Origin of the sequence: Clostridium sp. CCUG 7971 (assembly GCF_017590215.1) — a bacterium.
Lineage (GTDB): Bacteria > Bacillota > Clostridia > Peptostreptococcales > Peptostreptococcaceae > Faecalimicrobium.
This window is the reverse complement of the sequence record NZ_JAFFPK010000130.1, coordinates 1-13,801: the sequence shown is the minus strand read 5'-3', so window position 1 is coordinate 13,801 and position 13,801 is coordinate 1. Positions and strand designations below refer to the sequence as shown.

15 protein-coding genes and 1 riboswitch are annotated in these 13,801 nt (G+C 26.1%); of the genes, 8 read left to right on the top strand and 7 right to left on the bottom strand.

The window, feature by feature from the left end; translation table 11 throughout:
• Together JWF52_RS15585 and JWF52_RS15580 are read left to right on the top strand one after the other, a co-directional pair.
• Positions 1-914: YncE family protein (locus JWF52_RS15585; RefSeq protein ID WP_208334453.1), on the top strand; the 914-nt coding region annotated here is incomplete at its 5' end.
• 543 nt (positions 915-1,457) lie between these two features.
• A complete protein-coding gene (locus tag JWF52_RS15580; protein WP_208334452.1) occupies positions 1,458-2,774 on the top strand; it encodes a DNA-binding response regulator in 1,317 nt (438 codons plus the stop codon).
• Positions 2,775-3,258: 484 nt separating this feature from the next.
• Here JWF52_RS15580 and JWF52_RS15575 read toward each other — a convergent pair whose 3' ends face one another.
• Positions 3,259-3,636 carry a hypothetical protein gene (locus JWF52_RS15575; protein ID WP_208334451.1) on the bottom strand — a complete coding sequence of 126 codons (378 nt, stop codon included), beginning with the start codon at positions 3,634-3,636 and terminating at the stop codon, positions 3,259-3,261.
• Positions 3,637-4,443, bottom strand: a complete 807-nt coding sequence (locus JWF52_RS15570; protein ID WP_208334450.1) for a ParA family protein — start codon at positions 4,441-4,443, stop codon at positions 3,637-3,639.
• A gap of 161 nt (positions 4,444-4,604) precedes the next feature.
• On the opposite strand from JWF52_RS15570, the gene JWF52_RS15565 reads away from it, so the two are divergent.
• The 3 genes from JWF52_RS15565 (at position 4,605) to JWF52_RS15555 (ending at position 7,486) form a co-directional block, all read left to right on the top strand.
• Complete coding sequence (locus JWF52_RS15565; RefSeq protein WP_286184225.1) at positions 4,605-5,387, top strand: recombinase family protein; 783 nt, start codon at positions 4,605-4,607, stop codon at positions 5,385-5,387.
• 373 nt (positions 5,388-5,760) lie between these two features.
• Positions 5,761-7,065 carry a DNA-binding response regulator gene (locus tag JWF52_RS15560; protein WP_208334448.1) on the top strand — a complete coding sequence of 435 codons (1,305 nt, stop codon included), beginning with the start codon at positions 5,761-5,763 and terminating at the stop codon, positions 7,063-7,065.
• Positions 7,066-7,276: 211 nt separating this feature from the next.
• Positions 7,277-7,486 carry a hypothetical protein gene (locus tag JWF52_RS15555; RefSeq protein WP_208334447.1) on the top strand — a complete coding sequence of 70 codons (210 nt, stop codon included), beginning with the start codon at positions 7,277-7,279 and terminating at the stop codon, positions 7,484-7,486.
• Between the two features lie 122 nt (positions 7,487-7,608).
• On the opposite strand, the gene JWF52_RS15550 is transcribed toward JWF52_RS15555, so the two are convergent.
• From JWF52_RS15550 to JWF52_RS15540, 3 genes are read right to left on the bottom strand one after another with little or no spacing between them, the layout of a single operon-like run.
• Positions 7,609-7,887, bottom strand: coding sequence for a hypothetical protein (locus JWF52_RS15550; protein WP_208334446.1), 279 nt, complete (start codon positions 7,885-7,887; stop codon positions 7,609-7,611).
• Positions 7,844-8,035: a hypothetical protein gene (locus JWF52_RS15545; protein ID WP_208334445.1), complete on the bottom strand. Its 192-nt coding sequence runs from the start codon at positions 8,033-8,035 to the stop codon at positions 7,844-7,846. The genes JWF52_RS15550 and JWF52_RS15545 overlap by 44 nt, the downstream gene beginning before the upstream one ends.
• Before the next feature lie 17 nt (positions 8,036-8,052).
• Positions 8,053-8,745 carry a M28 family peptidase gene (locus JWF52_RS15540; protein ID WP_208334444.1) on the bottom strand — a complete coding sequence of 231 codons (693 nt, stop codon included), beginning with the start codon at positions 8,743-8,745 and terminating at the stop codon, positions 8,053-8,055.
• Positions 8,746-9,036: 291 nt separating this feature from the next.
• Positions 9,037-9,135: riboswitch (guanidine-I (ykkC/yxkD leader) on the top strand.
• A 54-nt stretch (positions 9,136-9,189) separates the two neighbouring features.
• On the opposite strand from JWF52_RS15540, the gene JWF52_RS15535 reads away from it, so the two are divergent.
• Positions 9,190-9,897, top strand: a complete 708-nt coding sequence (locus tag JWF52_RS15535) for a B3/B4 domain-containing protein (RefSeq protein WP_208334443.1) — start codon at positions 9,190-9,192, stop codon at positions 9,895-9,897.
• 20 nt (positions 9,898-9,917) lie between these two features.
• Complete coding sequence (locus tag JWF52_RS15530; RefSeq protein WP_208334442.1) at positions 9,918-10,607, top strand: radical SAM protein; 690 nt, start codon at positions 9,918-9,920, stop codon at positions 10,605-10,607.
• A gap of 149 nt (positions 10,608-10,756) precedes the next feature.
• Here the strand turns inward: JWF52_RS15530 and JWF52_RS15525 are convergent, their stop codons facing one another.
• Both JWF52_RS15525 and JWF52_RS15520 read right to left on the bottom strand, forming a co-directional pair.
• A complete protein-coding gene (locus JWF52_RS15525) occupies positions 10,757-11,545 on the bottom strand; it encodes a helix-turn-helix domain-containing protein (RefSeq protein WP_208334441.1) in 789 nt (262 codons plus the stop codon).
• Positions 11,546-11,828: 283 nt separating this feature from the next.
• Positions 11,829-12,023, bottom strand: coding sequence for a hypothetical protein (locus JWF52_RS15520; RefSeq protein ID WP_208334440.1), 195 nt, complete (start codon positions 12,021-12,023; stop codon positions 11,829-11,831).
• Between the two features lie 936 nt (positions 12,024-12,959).
• Here JWF52_RS15520 and JWF52_RS15515 point away from each other — a divergent pair.
• On the top strand, positions 12,960-13,706 hold the full coding sequence (locus tag JWF52_RS15515; RefSeq protein ID WP_208334439.1) for a geobacillin-26 family protein: 747 nt from the start codon (positions 12,960-12,962) through the stop codon (positions 13,704-13,706).
• Positions 13,707-13,801: the final 95 nt, after the last annotated feature.

Genomic DNA, 13,801 nt, shown 5'->3' with positions numbered 1-13,801 from the left:
GGCCAAGGGGAGAACAAGGTTTACCTTTAGAATCGTATATCTATATAGCGAATTTAGAAAACAATGATATATCAATATTATCCAGCGCTACAAATAAAATCATAGATACAATTTCCCTAGACTATATACCTACAAATATAGCAATAAACCCATATACTAAACTTGCATATATTACTAACTATTATGATAATTGTATATCAGTTATAAATACATCTACGAATACTTTAGAATCTACAATAAAAGTTAAAGATAACCCTATGCATATTGCAATAAATACAAATACTAATTTAATTTATATATTTAACAACAATAGTAAAACCATATCAATCATAGATGCTTCTACTAATTCTATAATAAAAGATATTGATGTAGGAGTTTACTTAAGCCCTATGAAAATAAATGAAAATACTAATTTAATTTATATGACAGATATTCAAGGTAAATTTTTATACGTTATGAGTGGAATCAAGCATACATTTATAGCAAAAATTGCTGTTGGACATAAACCTGAAAATATAGCAATAAATAAAAAGACTAATTTAATTTATGTAGCAAACTATGATAGCAACTCTATTTCAGTTATAAATGGGTATATTAATAAGCCTATATTTGAAATAAAACTAGATCACAAACCTAAAGATATTGATATAAATACAAATAATAATTTAATTTATGTAATTATTGAAGATAGAAATGAAATATTAATTTTGAGTGGTGGAAGTAATTTAATCATTTCCAAAATAAGTTTAGACTTTACACCTTCTAGTGTAGTGGTTGATCAAAATCAAAACTTAATATATGCATCAAGTATTAATAATAAAGATATATCAATAATTGATGGATTTAGTAATATAGTAACTGATACTATTTCACTTAGCAATTTACCTAAAAATATTACGTTATCAAGTAGATAGATTTAACTTTAAGTAAATAATTATGTCCATTAAGAGTACATAAAATTACTCGATAAAACTTAAATTAATTTAGAAAAACACTGTAGAAAAACTAAAAATGTTCATAAGATGAGAAAAAATAAGAAATAAAGTTAAAATAAAATATTTTAATTTGTTCTAACTTTAAACATAAATCACTTTTTGTAGTATGAAATTTGGTCTAATTAAAATTAGAATTATTAAACTCTATATACCGATGTATGAAACTATGCTAGAATTTAAGTAAATAAATAGAAAAAAGCCAGGAGCGATTAAGTTTGGCGACTTACTCCTAGCTTTTTATAAGCACTCTAGATAAGAGATAACTCTCATCAGAGAATTTTTATATTGTTATTATGTAATAATATTAACATAATAATTCATAAACATCAATAATTTTGATGCTTAAAACAATATAAAAAATATATACAATATTAAATATATTTAATCATATTAATATTAAATATATTTGAGAGAGACCCCTTTATCTATAGTGTAAAAATACTGAATATAAGGGGAATTTTTATGCAAATAACAGAGTTTTGTGATCACTTGTACGATGAAAGTACAGATGGTTATATACAAATATTAAAATTAGATGATAAAGATAATCATAGTAAAGATGGTTCTTCGACTCAGTCGCTTAAAAGAACTATTAAAATATATAATACTAAAAATGATGGGTTAAGAGATGTTGTAGAGGAATTATATAAAGAAGATGATGTATTTTTATCTCCAAATACAATGTATTTACCAAAACGAAGAGTAGAAAACATAAGACAGTTTAGAGCACTATTTCAAGATATAGATTGTGAAAGTATTGGACTTGAAAAAGCTGAAACAGTTTATATTATATGGTTATTGCACTATGAGGGGAAAATACCAAAGCCAACTATGGTAACAGATAGTGGAAGAGGTATACATCTTTACTTTAGAATAAAAAACGCTCCTTATGGAGCTTTAAATACATGGCAGGAGCTACAAGACTATATATATTATCAATTAAAGCATTTAGGGGCTGATAGAAGGGCTACAGATGGTGCAAGGGTACTAAGACTTCCTGGAACTATAAATTCTAGATGTGATGCTAATTGTGAGGTTTTATATATAGATAATGATATAGAATACTCCATGTATGAATTAAGAGAAGAGTATTTAAACTACAAGCCTAAAACTTATCAATTACAAATGCAACAAACAAAGAATATAGATAATAGGGTTATTTGTAATAGATTCTTTAACTCATATAGTTTGCACATGGAAAGAGCGAATGACTTAGAAACTTTATGTAGACTTAGAAATTACGAGATGACTGGATATAGAAATATGGTAATACACTGTTTTGCATATTGGAAAGGTATTTATATTAGAGATAATTATGAACTTGAAAATGTAGTTATAGAACTTAATAATTCATTTACAGAGCCGCTTAAAGAAACGGAAATACAAGCTGTTTTAAGATGTATACCAAAAGCGATAGATAAGTTTATAGCTTATGAGCAAGGTACAAGAAGTGGTGAACATAAGAGAGTTTCTAAAGGTATGAGAGATAAAGAAGGTTATTGGTATAAAAATGAAACATTAATTGATAGACTAGGTATTACAAGCAAAGAGCAAAAATATCTGAAAACTATCATAGGAAAAGAGGAAAAATATGATAGAAACAATGAAAGAAGAAGAGCAGAGAGAAGAAATGAAAATGGTTTAACTAAAAAGCAGCAAGAATTAGCAGAGTTAAAAATAAATGTAGATAAGATGAAAAGTAAAGGATATAGCTTAAGAACTATAGCTAATGAGCTAAATTTAAGCTTAGGGAAGGTACAGAGATTACTTAAGAAATAAGGTGTATCGAAAAACGGCTCTTTATAAATATGTGGTGTTTTGTGAGAGGCCTTTAAAGAGGATCTCTAGAAATGAATTTAGTTAGGATCGTTTCTTTAAGAATCAAGATATTGAGGAATCTATCGATAAAGAAATTATAGTAAAAGCGTCTCTAATAATTAAAGTAGGATTTAAAAAGCATCTAAAGATTTATGGAGAACAAATGATTAAAAGTACTTTTAATTAAAGGCTATAAAATTTATAAAAAATGAAATGTATTTTTATAGATAATGTAGCGTAAAGGATGTTATGGTATTTGGATATAGGATAGAAATGTTAGATTAAACATAGTTATATTGATTATAGAAATGGAGAATTGATTCTAAATGATTTACTTATTAAATTTTATAATGAATTTTATTTAGATTTATAAAACGATTTATATTAAAAATTGTATTAAAAATTAAAATATAAATCATTTTATAAATTATAATGTAATTCTTGACTATTTCTTTTTATTACCTTTGTTTTTGTTCCTTTTATCGTACTCTTTAGCTTTCTTATTTACATCAAAGTCTTTAGGTAAATTATCTCTAGTAGTTTCAATAGTAGTCTCTAAAATATTTAAAATAGTCTTATTTACAGTAGTATTTTTAGCTTGAGAAATTGCCTTTAAAAGATTTAAGTCTTCTTCTTTAAAGTAGACAGATATTGCAGTTTTTTTAACAGATTTTTCTTCTTCCATTTCAAGTAAATTTAAACCAGGAGATACTATTATATCTTTTTCAAATTTATTTTTTAATTCATTATCAACCTTATCTTTATAATTTTTTTTAGTTATTTTTACTTCACTAGCATCATCTATAAACTTTTCTAAACTCATTTATAACACTTCCCTTCTTAATAATTCTTCTATAAAGTCATTAAACTCGTCCCTAATTTTATGAGATTTTTTCATCTTTTTTAGATAATCATCTATGTCCATTTTATTTAAAATAGCATTTTTTACTATTGTAGTATCACTAATTTTAGCCTCTAATAAATCTTGTTTTATATTACTAAAGGAATCTAGGTACTCGCTAAATATATCTCCAGATGATAACTTTCTACTTGTATATGAATTTATAACAACAGCTCTTTTAGCATCATTTGTCATTTCCATTTCCTCAAGGTCTTGATTAAACTTTTGATAGAATAATTCACATCCTCTTATACTTGCAATATCTTGATATTCAAGTGGTGTAATTATTGAATCTGATATTAGCATAAAGTTTCTAGCGATAAGATCATATGAAGGTGATAAATCTATAAATATGTAGTCATAATTTTTAAGTTCATCTATGTTACCTTTAAACCATCTCCATACAGCTTTTTCACGATTAGTTTTAGTTGTTAAAAATTCAGATAGCACTGATAAACTTAAATCACTAGGTATTAAATCCATGTTAGGATATTCAGCCATTGGAGAATCTATTATAACCTCTTTGGCACTAGAGTTATCAGTAAGAGCCTCGAACATTGTTTTTTTATCATGTACTATCTTATACATAAATTGAGTTAAGTTTGCTTGAGTATCAGCATCTATAATTAATATTTTATTTCCTTGCTTACTTAGTTTTATTGCTGTTAGTATTGTTAAAGTAGTTTTTCCTACTCCACCTTTAACATTGAAAAAACTTACTATTTTCAATATATTCACATCCTTTATGATATAATTTATAAAATAAATTATATCATAAATTATTATTAGATTCAAAATATAAATTATGATATAATTCTAATAAAAAATTAAAAATAATTTTAAACTATATATTTTTAGACATTATATATGGTTTAAATACAATAATAAAGTTGACACTTGGAGGAAAATATGAAAAAAGAGCAGTAGGTTATTGTAGAATATCAACCCTAATGCAAGTGGATAATACGTCACTTAAGGATCAAGAAGATAAAATTAGAATGTATGCTAAACTTCACGACATCATTATAGATGAAATATTTATAGATAAAGCAATATCAGGTAAATCAACAGATAGACCTAAATATCATGAAATGATAGAATGTGTAAAGCAAAATAATATAGATATGATTATAGTTTATAAAAATGATAGAATACATAGAAGTTTATACAACTTATTGGCAATGATATATGAGTTACAAGAGTATGAAGTAGCGCTAGTAAGTGTTACAGAAATGTTTGATACATCAACACCGCAAGGAATGTTGTTTTTGCAGATGCTAGGAAGTTTTGCGGAGTTTGAAAGAGCTGTAATCAATGAAAGAACTAGAAATGGTAGAATAGCAAGACTTAATGAAAAAAGGTGGGTAGGTGGTAAGCCAGCATTAGGTTATAAAGTTAATAAAGAAGGTAAATTTGAAATTGATGAAGAAGAATCTAAAATAGTTAAGGATATATTTAGACTAAGGTCTAAAGGGATTTCATTAGCAAGAATAGGCTCTAAGTATGGCTTTTCAAAGCAAAAGGTAGATTATATATTAAAAAACAAAAATTATATTGGGGTATTTGAATATAAAGGGAAAAAAGAAAAGAATGATATAACTTTAGAAATAGAGCCGATAGTATCAAGATATATGTGGAATAAGGTAAATAATAAAAAGTATAGTAGAGATTAACATTAGCCCTATATCAAATCAGGGAAATTTATATACTATTTTAGAAATTTATGCTAGAATTTAATTAATGAAATCGAAAATAAAAAGAGAAAAAGCCAGGAGTCATAAGTTTTGGTCGACTTACTCCTAGCTTTTTTATCTACACTCTAGATAAGAGAGAACTCTCATCAGAGAATTTTTTATATTATTATTATGTATTAATATTAACATAATAATTCATAAACATCAATAATTTTGATATGCAAAACAATATAAAAAATTATTCTTATCAACGATAAGCTTAAATTAGATTAAGCATTAATTGTTGTAAATAAATTTGAGAAATCTCCTTGTCTTTAGTGTTCACATACTAAAAATAGAGGGGAATTTTTTTATGAAAATGACGGAGTTTTGTGACCATCTATATGATGAAAGTACAGATGGTTATATACAAATATTAAAATTAAATGATGATGAAAATGGTGAGAAAACCATTAAAATATATAATACAAAAAATGATGGGTTAAGAGATGTTGTAGAAGAATTACATAAAAAAGAAGATGTATTTCTATCGCCAAATACAATGTATCTGCCAAAGCGAAGAGTAGAAAATATAAGACAATTTAGAGCGTTATTTCAAGATATAGATTGTGAAAGTATTGGGTTAGAAAAAGCAGAAACAGTTTATATTATATGGTTGTTACACTATGAAGGTAAGATACCAAAGCCAACTATGGTAACAGATAGTGGAAGGGGTATACATCTTTACTTTAGAATAAAAAATGCTCCATATGGGGCTTTAAATACATGGCAAGAGCTGCAAGATTACATATATTATCAATTAAAGCATTTAGGAGCTGATAGAAAAGCTACAGATGGAGCAAGGGTGCTTAGACTTCCAGGTACTATAAACTCTAGATGTGATAATAATTGCGAAGTTTTATATATAGATAATGATATAGAATACTCTATGTATGAGTTAAGAGAAGAGTATTTAAATTATAAGCCTAAAACTTATCAATTACAGATGCAAGAAACAAAGAATATAGATAGTAGAGTTATTTGTAATAGATTCTTTAATTCATATAGTTTACATATGGAAAGGGCTAATGACTTAGAAACTTTATGTAGACTTAGAAATTATGATATGACTGGATATAGAAACATGGCAATACATTGTTATGCATATTGGAAAGGTATTTATGTTAGAGATGAGTATGAACTTGAAAATACAGTTATAGAGCTTAATAATGCATTTACAGAACCACTGAAGGATACGGAAATACATGCTATTTTAAGATGTATACCAAAGGCTATAGATAAATTTATAGCTTATGAGCAAGGCTTAAGAAGCGGTGAACTTAAGAGAGTTTCTAAAGGGATGAGAGATAAAGAAGGTTATTGGTATAAAAATGAAACTTTAATTGATAGATTAGGTATTACAAGTAAAGAGCAAAAGCATATGAAAACTATCATAGGAATTGATGAAAAGTATGAGAGGAATAATGAGAGAAGAAGAGCAGAAAGAAGAAATGAAGAGGGATTAACTAAAAGGGAGCAAGAAAAAAATAAAACAATAGAAGCTATAAAGGGATTGTATGAAAAAGGATATAAGCAAGTAGAGATAGTTAAAGAGTTAGGTTTAAGCAAAGGTAGGGTATCTCAAGTAGTAAGAGAAATTAAAACTAAAAAAGTTTAATGAAATGGCTCTTTATAAATATGTGGGTTTTTCTGATTAGTAAGGATTATCGAAAAAGTTTAATGAAATGGCTCTTTATAAATATGTGGCTCTTGTGAGGTGTTTTTTTAGAGTTGTCTTTTTTTCTATTCTACCCTCATTTTTTGGCTCTTTATAAATATGTACTCAACGAGGCTTTTATAATCTATCAAACTTTCTAGGAGGTGATTACATGGATTTAAAGCCAATGATAGGAATTTCCTATGAACTTCTATTTCAAATTTTTAATACAATTCTTATTTTGGGAATTGTATTTTTTATTATATATGTAATTTTTAATTTTTTTAAAAACCTAAAATATAAAAATAAATACGAAAATAGAATCGCAGAATTAGAGCATAAAATAAACAACTTAGAAAATAAGATAAACAAAAATCTATAATCATTTAAGGTTTATCTTATAAGCCTTAAAATTTCACATAAAGTTAAAGCTCTTAAAATCCAAATAAATGAATTTTAAGGGCTTTTTACTAAATATCTTTAGACAAGTTTTTAGAGAATAGTTTATTTATTTTCGTAATACCCTTTTTCTTCATTAGGTATATTATTTAATTCATTAAATTTATGTATATCAAAATTATTTACAACATCAGATATATCTTTAACTAAATCTGAAATTGTTCTTGGATTTACTGGATCTAACTGAGTTTCAATATTTTCTTCTTCTATCTCAAATCCCGTCATAAAATTTTTATCTGCAAAGTATATAGTAGGTACATTTAATCTTGCAAAACTTATATCATCTGATATTCCTCCAGGGTGATACTTCTTTATATTTACCATTAAGCTTTTCGTTAAATATTATTTCTAATGCATCTTTTTTAACCCAATCATTTAGAAGTATTTCAACATTTCCAATATCTGCCCATTTTTCTTTCTCAGATTCATCACCATTAAAATCTTTTGATAAATATCCTGTATATCCAACCATATCAATATTAATGGCTCCTAAAATATTTTTTTCTCAGATTCTGATAACTGACTTAAGAAGTATCTTGAGCCTTTTCGATAATTTTCTTCTGCACTAAAGAAAACATAAACAATATTAAAATCTTTATTTTTATGATTTTGAAGAACTCTTGCTGTTTCAACTACTGTACTTACACCTGTTGAATTATCATAAACTCCAGTAGTACGTTTTGTTGTATCATAGTGTGCAAATATATAAAGTGTTTTTTTATTATTATCATAATCTTTAGATTTGGCAATAACATTTCTAGCGATACCTTTAGACTTAGTACTATCAATTGAATTTATATTTAAGAATGTGTCTAAATTAGAGTCAGTAATTACATATCTCTCGCGTTCACCTAAGTCAAATACTTCAAAATCTTGAAATTTTACACTATATCCATAGTTCTCCATCTTATTTTTTAGATACTCTGCCTTCTTCTTTTCTCCTTCTGTTCCAAGAACACTAGGTTCTTGTCCCATATACTTTATTGTTTTCATTATTTCTTCTTCTCTTGGTTTTAGATTTTCAGTTTCCACTTTCGTATTGGCCTTATTTTCATCTTCTGATATTTTATTATTATTTGAATTACTACACCCAACTAGTATTAGTACTGATAATACGCAAATTAAAGCTTTAAATGTTCTTTGTCTAAACTTTGATAATACAAATAAAATAACTTGTCTCATAATTAGTCCTCCTTATATAAATCCATTTTTATTAGGAGTATATAGGAGAATAAATAAAAATATACTAATTAATGGGATTTATATAAGTTTTGTGAAGCAGTCTTAAAATTTAACTCTAATGACTAGCTATGTATTTGAAATAAAGTTAAAGCCTTTAGAATCCAAATAAATGGATTATAAGGGCCTTTTTACTACTGATTTCTTTAAGCAAGTTTTAAGGCTTATTTTATATCACTTACTAAGTTTGAAATATATTTATAGATGTGTTAAAATTTTAAAAATAAGTTAATATAAAAAGTTTTCTAGGGTTCCGTAGTTTTTGGCTAGTCTGGTCCGAGAGAAAACACATAGTTTTAACTATGGACACGGAAGGAAAAAAACCTGGGAGATATTTTATAATATTTCTCAGGTTTTTTCATTTAAATTATTTTAGGAGGTTAAAAAATGAAAAAATTTATAATTGAACAAGAATTTTTAAGCTTATTCCCAGATGCCAATATTGGTATAATTGCTTGTCATGGCATAGATAACACTATAAAGGATCAAGAAAGATATAAAAATATGATTTCTGAGGCTGAGAAAGAAGTTTCAAAGCACCTTCCAAACGATGAATTTAGCACTAATGAAGTAATAAAAGTATGGAGAGATGCCTTTAAAAAGTTTAAAACTAAAAAAGGAGCAAGATCATCAATTGAGGCACTTTTAAAGCGTATTTCTACTGGAAAGAATTTAGGAACTATTAATCCTTTAGTTGATATATATAATTCAATCTCATTAAAATATGCTCTACCATGTGGTGGAGAAGATATAGATACATTTGTTGGAGATATAAGACTAACTAAAGCTATAGGAGATGAAAGTTTTATAACATTGGGAAGTGATAAAAGTGAACCACCATATGAAGGCGAGATAGTATATAAAGATGATGAAGGATCTATTTGCAGATGTTTTAATTGGCGTGAATCTGTTAGAACAATGTTGACTGAAGATACTAAAAATGCATTTTTATGTATTGAATTAATTGATGTAAAAAGATTTAAAGATTTTGAAAATGCACTAGAAGAATTATCAAAATTAGTAAAAGAAAATTTAGGTGGAGAATGTAGTATATCTATACTTGATATTAATAATAGAGAAGTGGTCATAGATTAACCATTAAGGGGGATAATATTATGGAAAATTTTAGTTATAAAGATATTTATATTGAAGATGGTAAAAGGGTATTGGAAATTAATGTACTGCCTGAAAAACATTGTAATTTTGATTGTATCTTTTGTCCTATTGGAAGGTCAAAAAATAAAATAGATACGCAAACATCATTTGGTAAGATAGATAAATCATTAATTGAGTTATCTAAAAAGATAGAAGATTCAAACCCTGATTTAGTATTTATTAATTCAATGGGTGAGGCTTTAGTACACGATAAAATCGAAGAAATTATAAACTTTATAAAATCTAAAGGATTAACTGTAAAACTGCTTTCTAATGGTTATATATTAGCTAAAGATGAGTACATGAAAATTGCTAATAAATGTGATGAAGTTATTGGAGAAATAAAAGTAACTACAGATGAGAACTTCAAAAAGTTACAACGACCAATTGAGGGGTATACTCTAGAGCAACACGTTAAAAATATGGCTACTTTTAATAAGCAGTATAAAGGTAAGTTTATATTTGAGATAACTATAATAAAAGGGTATAACGATGATGATAGATCAGTTGAAAAGATTAAAGATATTATAAGAGAGATATCTCCAAATGAAGTTATTGTTGTTAGAATAGATGATGAACCATTCAAGAAAAAACTTGGTATAAGTGATAAAAGATATGAAAAAATCAAAAAAGAATTAATAGGAATATAAACTAGTCGTTAAATTTTACCTTAAGGAGTAGTTATGTATTTTACATAAAGTTAAAGCCCTTAAAATCCATTTATTTGGATTTTAAGGGCTTTTTTACTAGTTGTATTTAAATGTGTTTTTTGAGTATAGTTATAGGCCTAGTGGCAATCTTATAATCTAGATTTCTTCTCTCTTAATTTTTTTGAAATCTTAAAACTTAACTTATTCGTATACTCTTCATTTTTAACTATTAACTCATATGCATCTATCATAGAGCAAAAATAAATAAATGGATATGCACCAATAGAGATCATAAGTGTAGATATTAATTGATAAAAAGACACATTTGTTCCAACTCCTAATCCTTTTTTTAATAATAATAAAATAGTTCCACCTGCAAATATAAAACAAACTCCTATAGTCATTAAAGTAATATATCTTTTTCTAAGTATAGAGTACTTATCAGTAAACTCCTTTAAAAAGTTTTTATCAAATATTAATGGCTCTTTTCTTAAAAATTTATACTCATCATTCATAAAACTAGATTTTATAATTAATCCAACACTCAATGTAACCATAATTGCTATGAGTACAGAATATATTTCAAATGACTGTTTAAATATTAAATAAGGAATATAAGATAATACCAATATGCTAATTCCTAAAGATACATGTTTATACGACTTTTTTTCATTAATCAAGTAACCTTCAATAACTTCTTTACTTGCATAATATCCTCTTTTATTTTCTATATTATGCTCTGGCATATCTTTTAATAAATAATCAATAGATACATCAAATATATTTCCAATCAAAAGTAATTTTTCAGTTTCTGGAAATCCTTGACCATTCTCCCATTTGCTAATTGCTTGCCTACTTGTATTCAGTTTTTCAGATAATGCTTCTTGAGATAGCCCCTTTTCCTTTCTTAATTTTAATAATTTATTTCCAAAATCCATATATATTACCTCCTACTCAATCTTGTACTTTTATTCTACCAAAGCAAAATCTTATATACTATCACTTAACATATTCACTTAGTCAACTTGAGGTTGCAACTTCGCAACTAGTTGTAAATTTACACATTCATACTATTTTAATTAATTATATAAATCATTTATACTTCACCAACTCTAGTCTTATCTATTTAGAACAAAGTTAAAGCCATTAGAATTGAATTAAATGGATTCTAATGGCTTTTTTACTAGATACCTTTAAATGTATTTTTAGGAAATAGTTTAATTACTTAAATTCATTTGGGTTCTCTGCTAAAAACTCTATATGACCACATGTAGGACATACGTAACATAAAACATCACTTATATTTTCACCTTTAAAGGTACCCTTTTTCTTGGCACTTATGTATGGTTTTACTCCAACTAGTACGGTCTTAAAATCCACTATCTTCATTTCAATTTTACATTCCTTACATTTCATAAATTCCATTCCCCCTTTTAATATTTATGATATATGTATAACTAAAAAAAAGAAAAGTAAATTTATTAACTGCACCTAAATTTATTACATATCTTACATAAAGTTAAAGCCTTTTCAATTCAAATAAATGAATTTAAGGGCTTTTTTACTAGATGCTTTTAAATAAGTTTTTAAAGACTAGTACTTTTTAGGGGAACCTTCGTTTTTTCTTCAATTTGGCACCAAAGTTTATTTGATAAAGTAATGTAAACTATATATGATATGATATAATTAAATAATTTTAAAAATTATTTAATTAATAAATAGGCGGGTAAATTATGAAAAAAGCTAAAAAATTCTTTGATAAACATAAAAAACTATCTTATTTAGGCAATTTTATTATAAGCTTATTAGGCATAATCATTTTTCCATATCTGTTTATGCCTAATTTTAAGGGTTTTATATTAGGTTTAATTTTAACCATAATAGTACTAAACATATTAGGATTAAGATGGGTACCATTATTATTTAAACCAAAAAATAATTAACGTCTTAATGTGAATATTGGGGGAGGAGCATATCCGTCAATCTAAAAGATAACTATTCGTTAAATTTCACTTTAGGGACTAGAGTTACATATTCAGAACAAAGTTAATGCCCTTAGAATCCAAATAAATGGATTTTAAGGGCATTTTTACTACAACTCTTTAAACAAGTTTTTACGGTAGAATAGACTTCAGTAAAATATAATTTCTAAATTATTCCTCAATATTCAATTTTCATAAAAACTGAGTAAGAGACCCCTTTTAAAAAATATTTAAACTGATTTTTTAAAATTAAATTTTATATTTTATTAAAAAAATGGTATTATTTTCTAATAAGTTTATTTATTTTAAATTTTCAATCGTATTAAAAATACTGAGCAAATTCAAAACAATATTTTAAAGGGGGTTTATCATGTTGTTAAAAAGTTTAAAAATAAGAAGAACTGTATCTCTTTCTCTTATACTAATATTATCTTCAGCTCCATTACTTAATAGTGTAAATGCTATGGAAATTAATCAATCTCACGGAAAAGTAATTGATAATCAAATAATATCTACCCAACAAGTAATGATTGATAATGAAATGACAAATATTAATATAATATCAGATACTAAAGAAAAAAGAGTTGCAAAATCTAATTTCAATGGAATAGAAACTATAGCTGAATTCGATAAAGCTATCAATATGTTAACAATAAATGAAAATGGTGTTGAGACAAAAATAGATTTATCTCAAGCAGAAAGTAATTCACAAGATACTAACGTAAGAAGAAAGCGTGCTGCTTACATTGAGGAGAGGACTTTTTCAAATTTCGAATATAAAATATACCCTTCTAGTGATAAATGGATATTAAGAAGACCTAAGCCGGGTAAAGCTTATACTACAAATGAAAAAAGTGTTTATGCTAATACGAAAAATAGATCTAATTTAAATAATTTCAGGGATGCTGTTGATGAAATAAATATTTTAGAGGCTGAGTTCATATTCTCCGGAGCCTCAGCAGCAATATCTGTTGTATCGTCTGCTATTGCTAGTGCTGTCACAGCAGGTGCAGGTACAGCATTAGCAGCTTTGGGACTATATGGAGCTGCACTAAGTAAGGGTCTTCAATTGGAGAAATATCAAAAGAGAGCTCTTTATTATTATTTTAAAGTATAGATTTACTAGAGCTATATAGTTACATTTATTTAATGAATATAGATATTTTATTCAAATATCTATATTCATTTTCTTTTTTATTTTATATAATTATA